The organism is Amycolatopsis sp. 505, assembly GCF_031625235.1.
GTDB lineage: Bacteria > Actinomycetota > Actinomycetes > Mycobacteriales > Pseudonocardiaceae > Amycolatopsis.
The window spans coordinates 515,078-534,156 of the sequence record NZ_JACKQP010000003.1 but is presented as its reverse complement, the minus strand read 5'-3'; the positions used below and the strand labels follow the sequence as shown (position 1 = coordinate 534,156).

20 protein-coding genes are annotated in these 19,079 nt (G+C 73.0%); 9 read left to right on the top strand and 11 right to left on the bottom strand.

Annotated features, from left to right (window positions below; all coding sequences use genetic code 11):
- Window positions 1–73 precede the first annotated feature (73 nt).
- Window positions 74–859 carry a GAF and ANTAR domain-containing protein gene (locus H5965_RS13975; RefSeq protein ID WP_310970099.1) on the top strand — a complete coding sequence of 262 codons (786 nt, stop codon included), beginning with the start codon at window positions 74–76 and terminating at the stop codon, window positions 857–859.
- A gap of 86 nt (window positions 860–945) precedes the next feature.
- Window positions 946–1,344: an ATP-binding protein gene (locus tag H5965_RS13970; protein ID WP_310970098.1), complete on the top strand. Its 399-nt coding sequence runs from the start codon at window positions 946–948 to the stop codon at window positions 1,342–1,344.
- Between the two features lie 25 nt (window positions 1,345–1,369).
- On the opposite strand, the gene H5965_RS13965 is transcribed toward H5965_RS13970, so the two are convergent.
- The 5 genes from H5965_RS13965 to H5965_RS13945 form a co-directional block, all read right to left on the bottom strand.
- The gene (locus H5965_RS13965; RefSeq protein WP_310970097.1) at window positions 1,370–1,774 is read right to left on the bottom strand and encodes a VOC family protein; all 405 of its coding nucleotides are present in this window, start codon (window positions 1,772–1,774) and stop codon (window positions 1,370–1,372) included.
- Window positions 1,775–1,792: 18 nt separating this feature from the next.
- A complete protein-coding gene (locus H5965_RS13960) occupies window positions 1,793–2,341 on the bottom strand; it encodes a hypothetical protein (protein WP_310970096.1) in 549 nt (182 codons plus the stop codon).
- A gap of 88 nt (window positions 2,342–2,429) precedes the next feature.
- Window positions 2,430–3,302 (bottom strand): anti-sigma factor, encoded by an 873-nt coding sequence (locus tag H5965_RS13955; protein WP_310970095.1) that lies wholly within the window; start codon window positions 3,300–3,302, stop codon window positions 2,430–2,432.
- On the bottom strand, window positions 3,256–3,879 hold the full coding sequence (locus H5965_RS13950; RefSeq protein WP_310970094.1) for a sigma-70 family RNA polymerase sigma factor: 624 nt from the start codon (window positions 3,877–3,879) through the stop codon (window positions 3,256–3,258). The genes H5965_RS13955 and H5965_RS13950 overlap by 47 nt, the downstream gene beginning before the upstream one ends.
- Before the next feature lie 44 nt (window positions 3,880–3,923).
- A complete protein-coding gene (locus H5965_RS13945) occupies window positions 3,924–5,927 on the bottom strand; it encodes a glycosyltransferase (protein ID WP_310970093.1) in 2,004 nt (667 codons plus the stop codon).
- Between the two features lie 56 nt (window positions 5,928–5,983).
- On the opposite strand from H5965_RS13945, the gene H5965_RS13940 reads away from it, so the two are divergent.
- Both H5965_RS13940 and H5965_RS13935 read left to right on the top strand, forming a co-directional pair.
- A complete protein-coding gene (locus tag H5965_RS13940; RefSeq protein WP_310970092.1) occupies window positions 5,984–7,330 on the top strand; it encodes a glycosyltransferase in 1,347 nt (448 codons plus the stop codon).
- A 166-nt stretch (window positions 7,331–7,496) separates the two neighbouring features.
- The gene (locus tag H5965_RS13935) at window positions 7,497–8,348 is read left to right on the top strand and encodes a MerR family transcriptional regulator (protein ID WP_310970091.1); all 852 of its coding nucleotides are present in this window, start codon (window positions 7,497–7,499) and stop codon (window positions 8,346–8,348) included.
- Here the strand turns inward: H5965_RS13935 and H5965_RS13930 are convergent.
- From H5965_RS13930 to H5965_RS13920, 3 genes are read right to left on the bottom strand one after another with little or no spacing between them, the layout of a single operon-like run.
- A complete protein-coding gene (locus H5965_RS13930) occupies window positions 8,313–8,621 on the bottom strand; it encodes a DUF3099 domain-containing protein (protein ID WP_310970090.1) in 309 nt (102 codons plus the stop codon). The genes H5965_RS13935 and H5965_RS13930 overlap by 36 nt on opposite strands.
- On the bottom strand, window positions 8,618–8,989 hold the full coding sequence (locus tag H5965_RS13925; protein ID WP_310970089.1) for a hypothetical protein: 372 nt from the start codon (window positions 8,987–8,989) through the stop codon (window positions 8,618–8,620). Before H5965_RS13925 ends, H5965_RS13930 begins: the two co-directional genes overlap by 4 nt.
- Window positions 8,986–10,554, bottom strand: a complete 1,569-nt coding sequence (locus H5965_RS13920) for a cytochrome bc complex cytochrome b subunit (RefSeq protein WP_310970088.1) — start codon at window positions 10,552–10,554, stop codon at window positions 8,986–8,988. Before H5965_RS13920 ends, H5965_RS13925 begins: the two co-directional genes overlap by 4 nt.
- A gap of 183 nt (window positions 10,555–10,737) precedes the next feature.
- On the opposite strand from H5965_RS13920, the gene H5965_RS13915 reads away from it, so the two are divergent.
- Together H5965_RS13915 and H5965_RS13910 are read left to right on the top strand one after the other, a co-directional pair.
- A complete protein-coding gene (locus H5965_RS13915) occupies window positions 10,738–12,129 on the top strand; it encodes a TIGR01777 family oxidoreductase (protein ID WP_310970087.1) in 1,392 nt (463 codons plus the stop codon).
- Entirely contained in the window at window positions 12,126–12,605 is a 480-nt protein-coding gene (locus tag H5965_RS13910) for a TspO/MBR family protein (RefSeq protein ID WP_310970086.1), read from the top strand. Before H5965_RS13915 ends, H5965_RS13910 begins: the two co-directional genes overlap by 4 nt.
- A gap of 13 nt (window positions 12,606–12,618) precedes the next feature.
- Here H5965_RS13910 and H5965_RS13905 read toward each other — a convergent pair whose 3' ends face one another.
- From H5965_RS13905 to H5965_RS13895, 3 genes are all read right to left on the bottom strand, one after another.
- Window positions 12,619–13,497: a fumarylacetoacetate hydrolase family protein gene (locus H5965_RS13905; protein WP_310970085.1), complete on the bottom strand. Its 879-nt coding sequence runs from the start codon at window positions 13,495–13,497 to the stop codon at window positions 12,619–12,621.
- Between the two features lie 95 nt (window positions 13,498–13,592).
- A complete protein-coding gene (locus H5965_RS13900) occupies window positions 13,593–15,434 on the bottom strand; it encodes a glycoside hydrolase family 5 protein (protein ID WP_396136901.1) in 1,842 nt (613 codons plus the stop codon).
- 188 nt (window positions 15,435–15,622) lie between these two features.
- Window positions 15,623–16,519: an alpha/beta hydrolase gene (locus tag H5965_RS13895; protein WP_310970084.1), complete on the bottom strand. Its 897-nt coding sequence runs from the start codon at window positions 16,517–16,519 to the stop codon at window positions 15,623–15,625.
- 248 nt (window positions 16,520–16,767) lie between these two features.
- Between H5965_RS13895 and H5965_RS13890 the strand changes: the two genes are divergently transcribed.
- The 3 genes from H5965_RS13890 to H5965_RS13880 all read left to right on the top strand — a co-directional run bounded on the left by H5965_RS13890 (window position 16,768) and on the right by H5965_RS13880 (window position 19,054).
- Window positions 16,768–17,091, top strand: a complete 324-nt coding sequence (locus H5965_RS13890) for a DUF6204 family protein (RefSeq protein ID WP_310970083.1) — start codon at window positions 16,768–16,770, stop codon at window positions 17,089–17,091.
- Between the two features lie 761 nt (window positions 17,092–17,852).
- Window positions 17,853–18,179: a hypothetical protein gene (locus H5965_RS13885; protein ID WP_310970082.1), complete on the top strand. Its 327-nt coding sequence runs from the start codon at window positions 17,853–17,855 to the stop codon at window positions 18,177–18,179.
- A complete protein-coding gene (locus H5965_RS13880; RefSeq protein ID WP_310970081.1) occupies window positions 18,176–19,054 on the top strand; it encodes a pentapeptide repeat-containing protein in 879 nt (292 codons plus the stop codon). The genes H5965_RS13885 and H5965_RS13880 overlap by 4 nt, the downstream gene beginning before the upstream one ends.
- Window positions 19,055–19,079: the final 25 nt, after the last annotated feature.

Below are 19,079 nucleotides of genomic sequence, written 5' to 3'. Positions count from 1 at the left end.
CTCGGCGGGCTACGTTGGTCGTCGCGATGGTTGAGCACACAGCCGTCTTCCGCAGCGACTCGGGGAGACCGGTATGAGCAGTGACCAGGACTGGCGGCGCGACAAAGAGGCGTTCGTCTCCGACCTCCTCGCGCCCGGGCCCCTGGCCCGGCAGTTCGCCGAGCTGACGCGCACCCTGCTCACCGCCCCGACCGTCGAAGACGTCCTGCAGCGGGTGCTCGAAGCCACCACGGTCATGGTCCCGGACGCCGACCTCGCCAGCTTCACGCTGCTCGACGCCGACGGCGGCTTCCACACCCCCGCCGAGACCGACGAGGTCGCCACCGAACTCGACCGGCTGCAGTACCGGTTCCGGGAAGGCCCCTGCGTCGATGCCGCCGAACCCGGCGGCCCGGCCGTCGCGATCGCCCCCGACCTCACGGCCGAACCGCGGTGGCCCCGCTGGGCTCCGTCCGCCACGGAACTCGGGATGGGCTCGGTGCTGTCCACCGCCCTCATCAGCGGGCCACCGGCCGGCGAGACGAGCGGCGCGCTCAACGTCTACTCCCGCGACCGCCACGGACTCGACGCCGCCGACCGCGACGTCCTGCTGCTGCTCGCCACCCACGCCTCCCTCGCCCTGGCCGCCACCGACGCCGTCACCCGAGCCGAGCTGCAGGCCGCCCACCTGCGCAAAGCCATCGACAGCCGGGACGTGATCGGCCAGGCCAAGGGCATCATCATGGCGCGCCGGGGCGTCTCCGCGGACGACGCGTTCGACGTCCTGCGCCGAACCTCCCAGGACCTCAACGTCAAGCTCGCCGACCTCGCCCGCACGCTCGCCGACCGGCACACCGAGATCGACCTGCCCACCGGCTGAACTCTCCGGCGGGCGGGTTGATCGCCGCGGCGAGCGGGTAGTCACTGGCCCACACGGACTCGTCTCGACGGACAGGAAGGGCCTCGATGCCTACCGAGCAGCTGGACGACTCGTTGCGGGTGATCGCGCTGGAGGTCGCCGACGACCTCGCCGAGCTGGCGAGGGTGCGCGCCTGGGCCGACCGGTTGCTGCAGGACCTGCCCGAAGACCAGCGCGTCGACGCACTCATGGTGGTCGACGAGCTGGCCTCGAACGCGCTCCGGCACGGGTCGCCGCCCCGCCAGGTCCGGCTGCTGCGCAGGCCGAACTGGCTCTCGGTGGAGGTCGACGACACGTGCATCGATCCGGCCTGCCCGCAGCCGCCCTCCGCCGAGGGCGGGCACGGGCTCAAGCTGGTGGCCGGCATGAGCGTGTCGTGGGGTCAGTCGCAGCGGCCCACCGGCAAGACCGTGTGGGCCGAGATCGACCTGACCCGCCCGCGCTGACCGGGCCACCGGCGGAGGAGAGCCCTCACCAGGTCGTGCCCGGGCGATGGGTCCCGGCGCTCCACTCCTTGCCCTCCGGGTCGAGCACGCGGGCGCGGCGCGTCCCCCACTCGGTGTCCTCCGGCGCGATCACCGCCCGTGCGCCCGCCGCGACGGCGCTGCCGAACCAGCCGTCCACCGATCCGGGCCGGTCGAACCACAGGTAGAGCCCGTCCCCGGTGCTGCGGCCGAGCAACCGCGGCCGGTCGTAGTCCGCATCCGCGGTGGCGATCATCAGCACGACCGCCCCGAACCGGACCTCCGCGTGGACGACGCCGCCGTCGGCACCGTCCACACGGGACACGATCGCGAACCCCGTCGCGGTCAGCCAGCCGAGCGCCGCGGCCGCGTCCCGGTAGCTGAGGTAGGCGTGCAGACCCGGTGTGTCCATGGTGCCCTTTCCTTCCGGTCACTTGCGGATCATCGGGTTCCCGTAGCCGATGACCAGTCCGGCGGTGAACGCGCTGACGCCGAACGTCTTGTTCAGCAGCGCCGCGGCCGGTGCCGTCAACGCCAAGGTGACCCCGGCGGGGGTCGCCGCGCCGATCGTGAACAGGTCGGCGCGGGTCCGGAAGTCGATCCGGCCGCTCACCACCCCGCGCCCGAGGTCGATGGTGTAGCTGGTCAGGTACAGGCAGCTGCCGCCCGCGCGCAGCAGCAGCCCGCCGAGGTGCTCGATGGTGCCGTCCTCGGGGTTGCCGACGATGGTGAACCCGAAGACCGTCTTGCCGCCCGGGTGGCTCACCCGGGCCAGGACCGGCGAAACCTTGACTCCCAGCGAAGTGAGCGCCTGCGCGGCCGCCGGGTCGAGCGTCAGGTCGGTCCGGCCTTTCCCGAAGTGGTACGGGTGGTGGTGCGAGACGGCGTGGGCCGGTTGCGCCGCCTGGGCGGGCGCCGCGGCCACGCCGGCCAGCGCCGCCGCGGCCACGATGGACATCCCGAGCATCCGAACGCGCATGATGACTCCGTTCCCGATGAGGACTGGACACCCGGGATACGAGCCGGGGCCCCGGATCGGATGCAGCCGTGCGGAAGTTTCCCGGCGATCAGGCACGGACGCTCCCGCGCAGCATGCTCGTCCCGTGCTCCTGCTGCCCCAGCGCCTGGGCCGACACGTCGATCACCGGGAACCGGCTCAGGGAAAGCCCCGGCGGAACCGCGACCTCGAGGTCGGCCCCGGCCGTCACACCGAGCGGGATCATCGTGTTCACGCCGTCGTAGAGCCAGACCTCGTAGAGGCCCTCCGCGGCCGGCATCCCGGTCAGCCGCACCTTCAGCCGCACCGTCCCGGACCCGTCGTCGACGACCTGCACCTGCCCGCCGGCCCCGGCCGGTGCGGCCGGCTGGCGGCTCAGCGGTGCCTCGGCCACCACCCGGCCGGGGTCGCCGCCGGAGGCGGTCACCACCCACGCCACCGCCACCAAAGCCGCCGCCACGACCGCGGCCGCGTACCGGAACAGCCGGCGCGCCGGAGTCCGCCGGCCTCGGTGCGGGAGGGCATGCACGGTTGCCCGCGCCGAACCCGCCGCGTCCTGACCGGCCGACACGCCCACCCACGACGAACCCGCCGGGTCCTGACCGGCCGACACGCTCGGCCGCGACGAACCCGCCGCGTCCCGACCGGCCGACACGCTCCCCCGCGGCGAACCCACCGGGTCCTGACCGGCCGACACGCCCGCCCGCGGCGAACCCGCCGGGTCCTGGCCGGTCTCGGCGGCGATGCGGTGCCAGACGTCGTCGGCCACCGGTGGCAGCGACAGCTCGGCCGCCACTTCCCGGCCCAGTCCGGCGATCGTGCGCAGCGAGTCGTAGTCCGATCGGCACGCCGGGCAGGTGCCGAGGTGAGCGGTCTCGGCGGTGTCCGGGCCGCCGTCACCGAGGGCGAGCAGCGTGAGGCGGTCGGGATCCGGGTGCGCCATCGTTCACCTCCTCCGCGCTCGACTCGAGCTGTTCGCGCAGCGCGCGCATGCCGCGGCGCAGGTGGCTTTTCACCGTGCCCAGCGGGAGATCCGTGCGGTGGGCGATCTGGGTGTGGGTCAGATCGGCGTAGAAGGCCAGGTGCAGCACCAGGCGTTGCGCCTCCGGGAGCCGCGCCAGGCCGTCCGCGACGATCAGCCGGTCGAGCACCCGCTCCGGCGACTCCGCCACGGCGGTCTCCGGCGGCGAAACGGCCGCCGCCGCTTCGCTGTCCCGGTGTTCCCGTCCGCGCGAACGCAGGAGGTCGACGATGCGGCGGCGGGTGATCCCCAGCAGCCAGACCAGCAGGCCGGCTCGGCCCGGGTCGTAGGTGCTCCGGCCGTTCCAGGCCGAGACGAAGGTCGACTGGACGACGTCGTCCACGTCCGCCGGATCGCGCAGGCTCGCGCGGGCGAGTCGCTGCACGGCGGGCCCGTGCCGGTCGAAGACCGCGCGCAGCGCGCCCGCGTCCCCGGCGGCGAACCGCCGGTCGAGGTCGTCGGGCACGAGCGGCCTGACGCCACCTTCGGTCCTCGGCATCGCCGTTTCCCGGCCGAGGGAAGCACCGGCTGCCAGGCGGCGGCTCACGACGCCGGCCTTCGGGGTGTGCGGCTCGTTCGCCGGTAGACGTCGGCGAAGCGGGCGGCGACCTGGGTGATGCCGAACCGGCGCCGGACCGTGTCCCGGCCGGCGGCCGCGGCCGCGCGCGCCCGCGCCGGGTCGTCGGCCGCGGCGCGGACGAACGCGCTCAAGTCGTCACCGAAGGCGTCGAGACCGGAGGTGTCGGCCAGCAGGCCGTTGTGGCCGTGGTCGATGTAGTGCCGGAGCCCGCCGCGGCGCGGGCCGAGGACGAGCAGCCCGGCTTCCATGGCTTCCAGGACCGCGATGCCGAATTCCTCCTTGCGGCTGGGGCAGGCGTAGAGGTGGGGCGAGGGCGCCGGAAGCAGGCGGGTGAGCCCGTGTTCGAGCAGCCGGACGTCGTCGTTGCCGAGCGCCGCCAGCACGGCCAGGCGGCCTGCCGCCCGCGGGTACGCCCGGTGCAGGGCGAGGATGCGCTCCAGCACCCGGGTTTCGTCCTCGGTCGGACGGGCGGGGTCGCCCCCGACGAGTACCAGCGCCGTCCGCCGGTGAAGGCCGCGGGTGAGCCAGGCTTCGACCAGGAGGTCCTGCTGCTTGACCGGGTGGAGCCGGCCCACGGACAGCACGATCGGCAGGCCGCGGGCGTCCGGGCCGAGGCGGGGCAGCCGGTCGTCCGGCGCGAACAAGGAGTCGGCCAGCTGCTGCTGCCGGGGATCCTCGGCGGCGACCTGGGGCAGCACCGGGATCCCCTCGGCGAGGGACTCCGGTTCCGGGCGCCCGCGCAACGCGGGGAAGTACGCGGGCAGTTCCCCCGGCGGCCGCCCGGGCAGGCCGAGCAGCGTGTCCGCCCGGGCCACCAGCCGGTCGGCCGCGTACACGCGGTGCAGGTCGAACCGCGCGCTGGCCGGGGACTCGGCGCTGGCGGGCCGGTGCCGCTCGGCGAGCGAGCGGTGCGGGTCCGCGGTCAGGGTGAACACGGTCCGGGCGCCGAGCGCGGTGGCGGCGTCGGCGATCGCCAGCGATCCGTCGTCGGCGTACCGGACGTGCACGACGTCGGGGTGACAGCCGGACAGCCGCAGCAGCCGTCGTGCCAGGAACGTGAGCGCCGCGCGGTGCCGGGACAGCTCGGGCTGGGCCGGCGCGGTGGGGGCGTCGACCGGGATCCGCAGCACGACGTGCCCGTCGCCGTCGGCTTCGGCCAGCGCGGGGCGGCCGGCGAGGTCGTCGTGCCCGGCCGGGGTCAGGGTGACCACGCGGGCGATGCCGTCGTGCTGGGGCAGGGCCGTACCGAGGTGCCGCAGGAGCACGGTCAGCCCGCCGCTCGCCCCGGCGCCGGGCTGGTCGAACGAGCCCAGCAGCATCGACTGGGCCACGACCAGCCCCTCGCGACGCGCAGGCGGGACCGTCCACAGTGGTGCGTCGGCCGGGGTCGCGCGGCAGACCGCCGCGAGCGCCCGTTCGTAGGGGTCTTCGTCGCGTTCCCGCGTGATCGCCCCGCTGTGCCGGGAGAGGTACCGCCACCCGGCGTGCCGCAGCGCTCGGTCGTGCTCGGCGCCCTCGACCACCGCCCCGGCCGGGATGCCCCCGACGTCGTGCCGCTCGGCCAGGTCCAGCAGCAGTACGCGACGGCGTGGCGAGGCCGTGCCGAAAGCGGCGCGGATCGCCACGCCCGCCGCCACCCAGCCGTGCGCGGCGGTCGCGGCGGAGAAGAGGTCCAGGGCCACGGACGTGCCCAGGTCGGCGAGCACTCCTTCGGTCTCGGGGAGGGCGGCCAGCACGTCGGCGGGCGACGGCGGATCCGACGCCCGGGCCAAGGCCCGCAACTCGGCCAGCGCGGAATCGGCGTCGCCCGCCGCCGGACCGGCGCCGGCGTATTCGACCAAGGCCGGGACGCCGAACGCCGGGTGGAAGCCGCGGCGGACCTCGTCGACCCGGGTGAGGTCGGTGCCGGGTCGCAGGTCCCGCAGCGCCGTCAACGCGTCGGCGGGGGCGGTGTCGTGGATGATCACGGCAGTACCTCTGGGGACAAGGCCGCCGGATCGGCGACGACGACGGGGAGAACGGGATGCCGGAAGCGCGGATCGTGGTGGTGAGCCCGCCGTTCGCCTCGCACGCCCAGCCGCTCGCCACGGTGGCGGCGGCGCTGGCGGCCGAGGGCGCGGACGTGACGTTCGCGTGCGACCCCGCGTTCGCGGACCTCGCCGCACGGCGGGGTCTGCGGTTCGAGCCGTTCGGGTTCGGCGACAACGCCAACACCGGCATCGCCGAGCGCACCCGCCAGCAGGCGGCCGGGGCCCGGCGGCTGACCGAGTTCCTCGACGCCACCCGCGCGGGTGCGGTGCCGGCGCTGCTGGCCCAGGCCCGGCACCGCCGGGCGGACATGCTGCCCGACCCCGCCGGCGTCCACGCCGCGCTGCGGCGCCTGGACGCCCGGCTGCGTCCGGACTGGTACCTCGTCGACCAGCTGGCCTACGCGGTCACGCTCGCGCTCCGGGCGCTGGACCGGCGGTGGGCGGCGTTCTGCCCGGGGCACCCCGGTTACGTGCTCGAGGGCCCGGACCGCTTCTTCGGGCTGCCGCCCTACTGGCCGGACGCGATCACGCCCCCGGCGGCCGAACTGGCGGCGCTGCGAGCCGAAGTGGCGGCCAACGACCGCCTGTTCACCGAGCTGTTCACCCGGTTCCTCGCCGAGCACGCTCCCGGCCGGCCGGCCCCGCGCAGTGCGTTCGGCCTGACCTCGCCCGAGGCCGTGCTGTTCAACTACCCCGAGCTGCCGTGGCTGCCGCCGTTGCCGGCCGGGCCGGCGCTGCTGTTCGCCGGGCACTGCAGCGACGTCGGCGAGACCGGGCTCTCGCCCGAGTGGCGGGACCGCGTCGGGCAGCTGACCGACGGCGGGCGTCGGCGGCTCGTCCTCGTCTCGTTCGGCACGTTCCTCTCCGCCCGCGACGACGTGCTCGCCACCGTCGCCCGGGGTGCGGCGCAGGTGCCGGACGTCTCGGTGCTGGTCTCGGCCGGGAACCGGGCCGAGACGCTGCGGACGGCGTTCGCGGACGGGCGCTGGATCGAGGTCTTCGACCACGTGCCGCAGCGGGCGCTCCTGCCGAGTGCCTCCCTGGTCGTGCACCACGGCGGCAACAACACCTTCACCGAATGCCTGGCCGCCGGGGTGCCCGCGATCGCGTTGCCGTTCTCCAGCGACCAGTTCGCGGTCGCTCATGATCTCGAACGCATTCCGGCGGGCCGCGTGCTCGACCCGCACCGCCTGACTCCGGCCGCGGTCACCGAGGCCACCGCCGCGGTGCTGTCGTCGGGCGGCCGCGTGCGCGAGGCCGCCGCGCGCCTGCTCGCGTCAGGCGGGCCGCAGACCGCGGCGCGCCGGTTGCTCGAAGCCATGGACCGCCCTCCCGAGTGAGTTGCACAATCGATGCAAAGCTAGCCGTCACTGCGCTCGATCGCCGTACTCAAGGCAAATTTGGGTCGTTTTGAATCGCATATGAATCGCCATTACGCGCTGAGACGCGGGGACCGGCAGCGAGTACTGTGATGCAGAATGCGTTCAACCGGAGCCGGGAGAGCCTGTGAGCAGCACATCCGAGGGGCGGTCCCTCACCTCGAGCGAGGTCGCCCGGACCCTCGGCGTCTCGCAGGTGACGCTGCGGACGTGGGAGCAGCGGTACGGCATCGGCGCCTCGGGCCGGGAGGAGAACGGCCGGCGGCGGTACACCGCCGAGGACGTCGAGCGGTTGCGGCGGATGCGAGCGCTTCAGGCGCAGGGCACCCGGGCGCGCGAAGCGGCCAGGCTGGTGCTGTCCCGGACCGCGGCGGAGACGACCGTGAAGCAGCGGCGGCAGCGGATCGCCGAAGCCGCCGAACTGCTCGACGTGCCGGCCATGGGCGACCTGGTCGACGACGCGCTCGCCAGTCTGGGGGTGGCGAAGTGCTGGACCGAGGTCGTCGCGCCGGTCCTGCGGGCGATCGGGGAACGCTGGGCGCAGGCGGGCGACCGCAACGCGATGGCCGCGGAGTGGGCGCTGGCCGCCGCGGCCTCGGCGGCGCTGGACCGGTTGCGGACGCCGGCGCCCGCCCGGGCCGGCCGGGGCCCGGCCCTGTTCGTCTGCGGGCCGGCGGAGCGCCACGAACTGCCGGTCAAGATGCTCAGCGCGGCCCTCGGCGACGACGGCGCGCCGTCGATGTTCCTCGGCGGCCTGGTGTCGATCGACGTCCTGCGGGTGGTGTCCGGCCGCTACGCGCCGAGCGCCGTGGTGGTGTGGTCGATGACGTCGCCGTCCGCGGACGTGCGGACCCTGCGCACCCTGCACGCCGAGGGCATCCCGGTCCGCCCGGCCGGTCCGGGCTGGCGCGGGCTCCCGACGGTCGGCGAGCCGCTGCCGCCGTCATTTCCCGAGGCGCTGGCGTCCTTCGGCGGCTGACCGCGGCAGTTCCGCGCGCGGCGGCCGGAAGCGGCTGGTCCGCTCGGTGCGGCGCGCCGGCACGTCGTTGGCGATGAGCACCGCCGCCCACGGCAGCGGCACGGAGATCGCGAGGAAGGCCAGGGCCAGCCACCAGACGTGCGCGGTGAGCCCGGCCAGCACCAGGCACGGGATGCGGCAGGCCATCATCACCACGTACTTGCGGCGGCGCCGGGCGAGCTGCTCGTCGGCCGACGGGGCGGCCGTGGTGATCAAGGCGGGGCTTCGGCTCATCCGACACTCCCGAGCCGGACGGACAGCACGGCCAGCGGCCCGACGCCGTTCTGGACGACCGACAGCAGCACCGCGGGCGGGCTGCCGGACCAGTGCACCGCGGCCGCCCAGGCCGACCCGGCGAGCAGCAGCCCGCCGAGCAGCACCGCGACGGTGGCCGCACTGCGCCGCAGCCGCCGGTCGCGGAGATCGACGATGGTCAGCGCCAGTGCCGCGTGGACGACGAGGGCCACCGCCGCACCCAGCGCCGGCCAGTCGAAGGGCAGCCAGGTGAAGCCGGCCGCCGTGGCGGCCGCGGAGCCCACGGCGGTGACCGCCGCACAGCAGCCGGCGAGCCGCGCCCGGGCGACCGGCGCCACCGTCGTCATCGCCGCCCCCGGTCCAGGGCACGGGTTTCGGCCGGCGGGTCCGGCGTGAACAGCGAGCCGGGCACCGCGTGGCCGGCCGAGCCCAGCTTGTTCATCTTCTTCGGCACGGGTGCGCCCTGGTACTCGAGCGGGGTGGCGGCCAGCGGCTGGTGGATCTCGATGAACTCACCGTGCGGCAGCCGCTTGATGATGCCCGTCTCGACGCCGTGCTCGAGCACCTCGCGGTCGGCCCGCTGGAGGCCGACGCACAGCCGGTAGGTGACGAAGTAGGCCAGCGGCGGTCCGATGAGCAGCCCGATCCGGCCGGCCCACGTCATCGCGTTGAGGGACACGTCGAACTGGACGGCGAGGATGTCGTTGAAGCTGGACAGGGTGAGCACGAGGAAGAACGTGATCGCCATCGCTCCGATCGACGTGCGGACCGGGACGTCCCGCGGCCGCTGGAGCAGGTTGTGGTGCGCGGTGTCCCTGGACAGCTTCCGCTCGATGAACGGGTAGCTCAGCAGGGCCGTCACCAGCACGGCGATGCCGATGGCGCCGGCGAAGAAGACCGGCGGCACGGTGTGGTCGCCCAGGTAGAGCTCCCAAGGCGGCCAGACGCGCAGCAGCCCGTCCGCCCAGCCCATGTACCAGTCCGGCTGGGACCCGGCGGAGACCTGGGAAGGGTTGTAGGGCCCGAAGTTCCACACCGGGTTGATCTGGAACAGCCCCGACATCAGCGCCAGCACCCCCACGACCAGAGTGAAGAACGCCCCGCCCTTGAGCGCGAAGTACGGCATGATCCGCACCCCGACGACGTTGGTCTCCTTACGGCGCACCCCCGGGAACTGCGTGTGCTTCTGATACCACACCAGCGCCAGGTGCGCCCCGACCAGCGCCAGCATGATCCCCGGCAGCAACAGGATGTGCAACGTGTACAACCGCGGGATGATCTGATCGCCCGGGAACTCCCCACCGAACAACGCCCAGTGGATCCAGGTCCCCGCCACCGGCACCGACAGCACGATCCCCGACAGCGTCGCCCGGATACCGGTCCCCGACAGCAGGTCATCCGGCAGCGAATACCCGAAGAAACCCTCGAAACAACCCAGGATCAGCAGCAGGCCACCGATCACCCAGTTCGCCTCACGCGGCCGCCGGAACGCCCCCGTGAAGAAGATCCGCAGCATGTGCACGGCCATCGACGCCACGAAGATCAACGCCGCCCAGTGGTGCAGCTGCCGCATGAACAGCCCACCACGGACGTCGAAAGAGATGTCCAGCGTCGTGCGGAACGCCTGCGACATCTCCAGGCCCTGCATGTTCTTGAAACTGCCGTGGTAGACGACCTCCTGCATCGAGGGGTCGAAGAACAGCGTCAAGTACACACCGGTCAGCAACAGGATGATGAAGCTGTACAGCGCGATCTCGCCCAGCAGGAACGACCAGTGGGTCGGGAACACCTTGTTCATCTGGTGCCGCAGGCCCTTGGCCAGGTGATACCGCTGGTCGGCGTTGTTCGCGGCCTCGCCCAGCGCCTTCTCCACCGTGCTCGACCCCTTGGTCGGCGTGGTGAGTGAACTCATCGGCGCCCCACTCCTCCCGGTCTGTCCCCTGCTCCCGACCGTGACACCGGGAGATCGATACCGCAACGACAGCCCGCGGTTTGCATCGACTGTGAATCGCTCGCGGGCCTTCGGCGTGCCGGAACGCGGCGGAAATCGTAGGCTCGGCGAAACAGCGCAGCTTTTGTGCATCGGGAGGTGGCCTTGGCCAGGGTCTTTCGCTCGGTCGTCCGGTCGGCGGTCGAGGAGGTCTTCGCCTGGCATGCCCGGCCGGGGGCGATCACGCGGCTCACCCCGCCGTGGCAGCCGGTGCGGGTCGGCGCGGAGGCGCCCTCTCTGCGTGACGGCACGGCCAAGCTCCTCCTGCCCGGCCGCGTGCCGTGGGTGGCGGCGCACGAGGCGGACGGCTACCGGCCGCCGCACCAGTTCGTGGACCGGCTCGCCTGCCCCGTGCTGCGGTGGCGCCACACGCACCGGTTCGACGCCGACGGCCCCGGCCGGACGCAGGTCACCGACCACGTCGACACCCCGGTGCCCGAAGCGTTCCTGCGCTCGATGTTCGCCTACCGGCACCGCCAGCTGGCCGCCGATCTGGCCGCCCACCGGCGCTATCGGCACGACCCGCTGACGGTCGCGGTGACCGGTGCGAGCGGTCTCGTCGGGACGGCGCTGACCGCGCTGCTGACCACCGGGGGCCACCGGGTCGTCCGGCTGGTGCGGCGGCCCGCCGAAACCTCCGGCGAGCGGACGTGGCAGCCGGAGGCACCCGCGGCCGACCTGCTCGACGGCGTCGACGCGGTCGTGCACCTGGCCGGCGCCTCGGTCGCCGGCCGGTTCGACGAAAGCCACCGGAAGGCCGTGCGGGAGAGCCGGATCGAGCCGACGCGGGCGCTCGCGGAGCTGGCCGCGCGCACCGCCGGCGGGCCGGCGGTGTTCGTCTCGGCGTCCGCCGTCGGGTACTACGGGCCGGACCGCGGCGACGAGGTCCTCACGGAGGAAAGCGAACGCGGCCAAGGGTTCCTGGCCGACGTCGTCACCGACTGGGAAGCGGCCACCGAACCGGCCTCGGCGGCGGGGCTGCGCGTGGTCCGGGTCCGCACCGGCCTGGTGCTGAGCCCGCGCGGCGGCCTGCTGCGGCTGCAGTACCCGCTGTTCACCGCCGGACTGGGCGGCCCGCTCGGCACCGGACGGCAGTGGATGCCGTGGATCGGGATCGACGACCTGACCGACGTCTACCTGCGGGCCCTGACCGACTCCGTCCTCAGTGGACCGGTCAACGCGGTGAGCCCGCACCCGGTGCGCAACGCCGAGTACACGCACACGCTGGGAGCCGTGCTCAAGCGGCCGACACTGCTCAAGGTGCCGCCGATCGGCCCCCGGCTGCTGCTGGGCGAGGACGGCGCCCGTGAGCTGGCGTTCGCCGACCAGCGCGTGACACCCCACCGGCTGACCGAGGCCGGCCACGAGTTCCGCCATCCCCGCCTCGCCGACGCGCTCGGCCACCTGCTCGGCACCGCGACCATGCCCACGTCCGGCCCCTCCCCCTCGCTCGCCCCGCCCGCCTCGCCCGCCTCGCCCGCAGGAGAACCGGTATGACGACGCTGCCCCGGCCCACCCCCGCCCCGCTGGCCCTGGCCGGCTTCCTCGCGGCGGTGACCGCCGTCGCCGTGGTCGGCAGCCTCGCCGCGACCCGGTCGCGCGCTATCTACAGTGGACTGACCCAGCCGCCCTGGGCTCCCCCGTCCTGGCTGTTCGGTCCGGTGTGGACGGTGCTGTACCTGCTGATCGCCGTGTCCGGCTGGCTGTTCTGGCGGGCCGGCGGCACCCGCCGGGAATTCCTCTGGTACGCGGCCGGGCTGGTGCTGAACGCGGCGTGGACCCCGCTGTTCTTCGCGGCCGGGGCGTACACCCTGGCCCTGGTGGAGATCGTCGTCCTCGACGTCGTCATCGCCGGAACCCTCCTGGTGTTCCGGCGCCGCTCGAAGACGGCCACCGCCCTCCAGCTGCCCTACCTGGCGTGGACCCTGTTCGCCACCGCCCTCAACGCGGCGATCGTCGTCCTGAACCCGTAGCCCGTCGTCCGGCTCACCTGGTGGCCGCGAGCACGCGGCGCACCTCGTCCGCGCCCAGCACCACGGGCGAACGCAGCGATCCGACCTCGCCGATCTCGATCTCGACGACGTCGTCCGGGCGCAGCCCGAGGTCGAGGCCCGGCACCACGGACGTGCCCGTCGAGAGCACCGCGCCGTCGGGGAAGTCGTTGTCGCGCCACAGGTACTCGACCAGTTCGGCCGGTTCGCGGTTCAGCTGCGAGGTATTGGCTTCACCGGCGAACACCTCGCGGCCGTCGCGCAGGATGCGCATGCGGAGGTCGAGGGACAGCGGGTCGGGCACCTCCCACACCGGCCGGACCCGCGCCGACACCGCGCACGAACCGGTGTAGATCTTGGCCTGCGGGAGGTACAGCGGGTTCTCGCCTTCGATGCTGCGGGAGCTGACGTCGTCGACCACCAGGTACCCGGCGGTCTCGCCGCCGCTCGTCAGCAGCAGGCCGAGTTCCGGCTCGGGCACGTTGCTGGCGGAGTCGGCGCGGACGGCGATCGGCTCGCCGTCGGTGACCACCCGCCACGCGGCCGACTTGAAGAACAACTCCGGCCGCTTCGCGCGGTACACGCGGGCGTAGACGTCCTCGTCGGCGCTCTCCTCGCGGCGGGCCTCCTCGGACCGCAGGTAGGTCACGCCGGCGGCCCACACCTCCATCCGCCCGTCCAGCGGCGGCAGCAGGCGCACCCCGGCCGCGGGCACCGGCTCCCCCGCGGCCTCGGCCAGCTCGCGGATCTCCGCCACGGGGCGGCGCAGCAGGTCACTCATCGACGCCACCGCGAGCAGCCGCAGCTGCTCATCGGCGAGCAGGCCGACGCGGATCTCACCGGTTCCGCCGGCGAACCGCACCAGGTGGCTCATCCCGCACCTCCTCGTTCCGCTCTCGAACCTACGGAGTGCGGAGCGTGGCGGTCAATGAGCGGACGCGGGGAGTCGCGGTGCCGCAGGTGGTCGAGCTAGGACCGGCAGAACAGCGCGTCCGGTGTCCGGCCCGAGCCGATCCGGCCCGTGTAGGCGACGCCGGCGACGTACTCCCCCGGCGCGCACTGGCCCTTGTAGTTCCCGGTCGCGAAGTCGCCGCCGGGATCGCCGGCGGGCCGGTTGTCGCCTCGGTCGAACCACACCGTGCGGCCCGTGCGGCCCAGCGGGGTCGCCGACCGGCCGCACAACACCGCCGAGAACGCCGCGCCCTGGACGCTGTACCCGACGACCGCGGAGTCGGGCGGGCACTGCGTCTTGGTGTAGCCGGACGCCCAGTCGGTGTCGACGAACGCCTCGTCGCGGACGACGACGTACCCAGTGGGCGCCGCGAGGGCTCCGGTGCACAGGCCGCGGTTGCCGGTGTGGGCCAGGCCCGCGAGCCGCCGGCCGTCGGGGCATGCGCCCTTGCGGGCGCCCGGGTTCCAGTCCGGCAGCGCCCGCACCTGGCGCGACTCCTGGAAGTCGCCGTGGTCGAGGTTCAGCATCGGCCATTGTTCCGCTGCCGGGATCGGCCCGGTCCGGGACGGCGCGGAGATCAGCCGCCGCCACGCCGGGCCGCGCCAGTCCGTGCCGTCGAGCACGTCGATGCGGCGCCCCGCGGAGTCGTACTCGAGCAGGGCCCAGCCGTCACCGGAGCCGTCGACCTGGAACCCGACCGCGGGCCAGTAGGCGAAGTCCGTGTCCGTCTCGGCGAGGTAGTTCACGAAGTTCTCGAAGAACGCGCGCGACGCCGGGTCGGTGGTGTTGCGGCCCTCGCCGAATTCGCTGATCCACAGCGGTGCGGTGTAGTGCCGGCCGGTGTCGGCCGAGACGAAGAACGCCTGCCGGTACAGGGTGTCCCGCAGGTCCTGGAGCGAGAGGTCGCGGTAGCGCGGGTCGTGCGTCTCGCCGATGCCGGTCGCGCCGGAGTGGCGGGGTCCGGTGTAGCCGTAGAAGTGCGCCGAATAGACGAGCTTGCCCGAGTCGACGAGCGTGTGCGACAGCGTCCGCGCGGGTTCGAGGGTCGGGCGGCCGTGCGGGAAGCCGTCGATCGGCAGCCCGGTCCAGTTGATGCCTTCGACGAAGATCAGCAGGTCGCGGTTGGCCTCGGTGAGGATGCGGTCGGCGACCTGCTGGCTCGCGCGCTGCCAGTCGGTGCCGTTGCCCCAGCCCCAGTTGGGGTCGTCGAGGGTGTTGCGGCGGACTTCGTTGTAGAGGTCGGCGCCGACGACGCGCTTGTTCGCGGCGTAGCGGCGCGCCATGAACAGCCAGTCGTCCTGCCACTGCTGCTCGGTCTGCGCGGTGTTCCAGCGTTCGTTGCCGTCGAGCCCGCAGCACCAGCGCGAGGTCGTGGTGTGGTTGTTGAGGATGACGGCTAACCCGCGCGCGGTCAGCCGTTCAACGACGCGGTCGTAGACCTGCAGGGGGGTCAGGCCGTGCAGGTCCGGGTTGGCGGCCAGGTCCGGGACGGGCCGGGTGTCGTGGAGCATCGCGTTGGAGAACTGCAGCCGGACGCTGTTGAGGCCGAGCTGCGCGAGCCCGTCGATCACCGTGTCGATCGACGCGCGGTCGAGCCCGAGCGGGGTCTGGTAGGCGATCTCGCCGGCGTGGTGGTTCGCCGGATCGGTCACGTCACCGGAGCCGGTCCACGTGCCGCTCGCGCCGTGCCAGTTGGCGGCCTTCAGCTTGAAGCGGTCGCCGTGCGCGTCGACGATGTAACGGCCGCGGGTGCTGAGCGGCCCGGCCCAGGACGGCGGGCCCGGCTCGGCCCGCGCGAGGGGCACGACGGCGCCGGCGGTGGCGAGCAGGACGGTGAGCAGCACACCCGAGATCCTCACGTGGGTGAGTCAACCAACTCGCGGCCCGCCGGGTAAGGGCCATAAGGAGGTGATCGGGCCTGGCGCCGCCGCATCCTCGCCGCCGAGACCGCCGGCCCGATCAACCCCGGGGCGCCGGCCGGTTCGGCCCGTCCACAGTGGATTGCTACGGTCGGCGTCCACCTCGGCCGAGGGCCGGCATGTCCGGTTCAGGGGGTCGGGGTGCGGTCACCCAGCCAGGCTCGGGCGGTGGCCAGGTAGTCCCGGGTCACGGCGGTGTCGGGCGCCCACGCCTCGAAGCCGTGGGGCGCGCCGGGCACCACGTGCAGCGTGGCGTCGACACCCGCCTCGCGCAGCCGGCGGGCGTACGCGGCGGACTCGTCGTGGAGCAGGTCGATGTCGCCCACGCCGATCCACGCCGGGGGCAGCCCGGCGAGGTCTTCGCGGCGGGCCGGTACGGCGTAGGACGGCACGTCCGGGGCGCCCGGCTCGGTGCCGAGGTAGGACCGCCAGCCGAAGCGGTTGAGGCGGTTGTCCCAGCCGCGGTGGTTGTGGTCGTCGAGCTCGCGGCGGGCGGCGGTGCGGTCGTCGAGCATCGGGCACAGCAGCCACTGCGCGTGCGGCCGCTCGCCACGGTCGCAGAGGCGCTGGACCAGCGCGGCCGCGAGCGCGCCACCGGCGCTCTGCCCGCCGACGACGACCCCGTCCGGCCCGCCGGCCTGGTCGCGGGCCCAGGTCCAGGCCGCGTGGCAGTCGTCGAGCGCGGCTGGGTACGGCGCGTCCGGGGCGAGCCGGTACTCCACGGACACCACCGTGATGCCCAGCTCCCGCGCCGTTTCCCCGCAGAGCCGGTCGTCCTGCGCCGCGCGGCCGACGACGAACCCCCCGCCGTGGATCCACAGGAGGGTGCGCCCGGGCCGCGCGGCCCGCGGGCGGTGCACCCGCCACCCCGGCGTGCTTTCGACGTCCACGCCCGCCACCTCGACCGGCTGGATCTGCGCGGTCGCGGCCCGGATCCGCGGCAGCACCCCGGCTTCCTCCAGCGGCACGCGCGGGAGCCGGTCGGCTCGAGGACGGAGTTCGGGAGCGATCTCGGCGAGTTTCACCGCACCGCACCGATCGTGGTCTGCGTCGTCGTGCTCATGATCTCACATTAGCGCGCAAACCCGTCCGCTGATGGCGTTTCCCCGACTTGGGTACCCCTATGTTTTCTTCTGACAGAGGGGAAAGTACCTTCCTGTACCGGTTGTCTCGTCTGTCCGAATCGGAGTGTTCGACTGTCCACTCAGGACTATTCACGTGCGCGGAGGAAAATCGGTTAGTTCCCGGCGGCTGCTTCGGTACCCTGACGCGCATGCCGACCTACCGCGTGCTCGTCCGGGGGAAGTTCGACCGGCCGAGCGAGGCAGTCCGCGAAAAACTGCTGGCCAACGCCGCCGACGACGACCTCTCCGGCCTGTCCTTCGGCGAAACGGGCACGCTGACCTACAGCCGGCACCTGGGCGGGTTCAGTTTCCGGGTCCTGGTCGAGGTCGCCGCGGGTGCCGGGGCCGCGCAGCGGGCACACGACGACGCCCAACTGCGGGCGATGGACCTGCTCGACCGCGAGGGCTATCCCTACCGCGACCTCACGGTGAGCTCGACCTGCCTGGACGACGTCCGGACCGCGCGCCACTGAGGCCGGCCGGAAAGCGGGTGGCGGGCCGGGCCCGCCACCCCCTCCCCTAGAACTGCGTGAAGAACTGCCACTCCAGCGCGGGAACCCAGGCCTGGGAACCACAGTCCCCCGGTCCCCCGTCGTGCGGGGCGGCGATGTGCCCTTCGTCGAACGCGGCCCAATGCACCGGGGTGCCCCGCGGCGCAGCCCGCGCACGACGTCACCACGTGCGTCCGGCTGCCCTGGGCCGGCTCTCGGGGGCTCCGCGCGGCACAGCCGTTGGCGCGGACGAACCGGTCCCGCAGCGACCGGTCGCCGGCGATGCCCAGCACCCCGTCGCGGATGCCGTGGACGCCGAGGTAGGCCACCGGCTGGGTGCCGCCGCTCCAACCGCTGAGCGTGCCGCCGGACCGGCGTGGCTCGCCCGTGCGAGGCGCGGGGCAGAGCATCCCCGCGCGAAGACCGTCGCCCGAGCCGGTCACACCTCGGCCTTCTCCGCACGGGACGGCGTGCCGGCCCGGTGGGGGCCGATCAGGAACGCGCCGCAGGCCCGGAGGCGGATCAGCACGGTGCGCGGCCACTGGCCGCTGCATCGGCCACGCGGCGCTCGCCTGGTTGGTTGCCGCATCGACCCGGTCGTCAAGCGCAACCACCAGGAAACGCGCCACCCGCGTGTTTCAAGTTGATCACACACGGTAACGCACCGCGGCACCCTTGCGACTCGCATGAACGCACAGCAAACAGAGCGCAACACCTGAGCAACGAGAGGGCTGTGACATGCCATGACCACCCCCGCAAAGCCAACGGTGCGCGGCCGTTCCCTCAAGGACAAGATCGACGCGGCCGAGGTCGCGATCAACGAAGCCCTGACGGCCGCCAGAAGAACGCGCAATTCAGCACTCGTCAAGGCCCTGACCGAGGCACGGGAATCACTTCGCTCCGCGAAACACCACACGAAATCCACCGCAACCTCAACCACCACGACGAAAGCATCAACGAGGGCAAAACCAGAACAGAAGAAGCGGCAGCCCAAAATCGACGTGAAGCCGCGGCCCACGGTTTACTCCGCCCGGCCGGGTGACGACGCGAGCGTCGGTCGTCAGCCATGACGTCCGCACCGGGCCCGGAGCCTTCGTCGCACCTCGCGCCGGCGCGGGAGATGATCAGAAGCGCTGCGAAGTGGTTCATCGCCGGCCTCGGCGGCATCGGCGTCGTCTTGATCGCCGGAAGTCAGCTGTCGAGTATCGGAGCACTTCCAGCCGACTCGTCACGCTTCTACCTCGCAGTGGCCGGAGTGGTGGCCGGCCTGGTCGCGATCCTCTGGGCGATGTGGCGGGTCGTCGACATCCTCTCCGGAAAACGCTGGACCTTCGACGACGTGGTGGCGGACTGGAAACTGACCAAGACCGACTCGACGTCGGCCTACAAGAAGCGGCGCAACAAATCACAACACCCGGTCGGATGGTACCTCCACGACCATTTGTCATCGCTGGGCGGATTCGCCTCCCCGACGGAAATCAAGAAAATCTACGACGAATCGGAGCCTGACCGCGAGGGACTCTCGGACCTCGTCGGGCTGATGGACGAACTGTCGGACATCGGCGCCACCGTCGACCTGGACGCACGCTTTCGCAGGCTGCGCCGGCAGATCGCGGTCGGCGTACTCGTCGGGGCCGCGGGGATCATACTCTTCGCCTGGGCCGCCAATCCTCCGAAGCCCGAGCAGCCGGTTCCGTCACTCCTTCATGCGGATCTGCGCAACGCCAACCTCAACGGCGCTTCCTTGCGCAACGCCGACCTGACCGGCGCCGACCTCTCCGGCGCCAGCCTCCGAGGGGCCGATCTGAAGGGAGCCACGATCAAGGATGTGATCTGGGCGAACACGATCTGCCCGGACGGCACCAACAGCAACGCGGGTGTCCGAACCGACCGCGCCGGTAAGCAAACACCACAGACTTGCGAAGGACACCTGATACCGGGTTGAGCACGCGGCCAGTCCCGTCTGGCCC

Bases quoted from the DNA above. Each gene is read 5' to 3' on its own strand.
- H5965_RS13975 (WP_310970099.1), top strand. From the start codon at position 74: ATGAGCAGTGACCAGGACTGGCGGCGCGACAAAGAGGCGTTCGTCTCC.
- H5965_RS13970 (WP_310970098.1), top strand. From the start codon at position 946: ATGCCTACCGAGCAGCTGGACGACTCGTTGCGGGTGATCGCGCTGGAG.
- H5965_RS13965 (WP_310970097.1), bottom strand. From the start codon at position 1,774: ATGGACACACCGGGTCTGCACGCCTACCTCAGCTACCGGGACGCGGCC.
- H5965_RS13960 (WP_310970096.1), bottom strand. From the start codon at position 2,341: ATGCGCGTTCGGATGCTCGGGATGTCCATCGTGGCCGCGGCGGCGCTG.
- H5965_RS13955 (WP_310970095.1), bottom strand. From the start codon at position 3,302: ATGGCGCACCCGGATCCCGACCGCCTCACGCTGCTCGCCCTCGGTGAC.
- H5965_RS13950 (WP_310970094.1), bottom strand. From the start codon at position 3,879: ATGCCGAGGACCGAAGGTGGCGTCAGGCCGCTCGTGCCCGACGACCTC.
- H5965_RS13940 (WP_310970092.1), top strand. From the start codon at position 5,984: ATGCCGGAAGCGCGGATCGTGGTGGTGAGCCCGCCGTTCGCCTCGCAC.
- H5965_RS13930 (WP_310970090.1), bottom strand. From the start codon at position 8,621: ATGAGCCGAAGCCCCGCCTTGATCACCACGGCCGCCCCGTCGGCCGAC.
- H5965_RS13925 (WP_310970089.1), bottom strand. From the start codon at position 8,989: ATGACGACGGTGGCGCCGGTCGCCCGGGCGCGGCTCGCCGGCTGCTGT.
- H5965_RS13920 (WP_310970088.1), bottom strand. From the start codon at position 10,554: ATGAGTTCACTCACCACGCCGACCAAGGGGTCGAGCACGGTGGAGAAG.
- H5965_RS13910 (WP_310970086.1), top strand. From the start codon at position 12,126: ATGACGACGCTGCCCCGGCCCACCCCCGCCCCGCTGGCCCTGGCCGGC.
- H5965_RS13905 (WP_310970085.1), bottom strand. From the start codon at position 13,497: ATGAGCCACCTGGTGCGGTTCGCCGGCGGAACCGGTGAGATCCGCGTC.
- H5965_RS13890 (WP_310970083.1), top strand. From the start codon at position 16,768: ATGCCGACCTACCGCGTGCTCGTCCGGGGGAAGTTCGACCGGCCGAGC.
- H5965_RS13885 (WP_310970082.1), top strand. From the start codon at position 17,853: ATGACCACCCCCGCAAAGCCAACGGTGCGCGGCCGTTCCCTCAAGGAC.
- H5965_RS13880 (WP_310970081.1), top strand. From the start codon at position 18,176: ATGACGTCCGCACCGGGCCCGGAGCCTTCGTCGCACCTCGCGCCGGCG.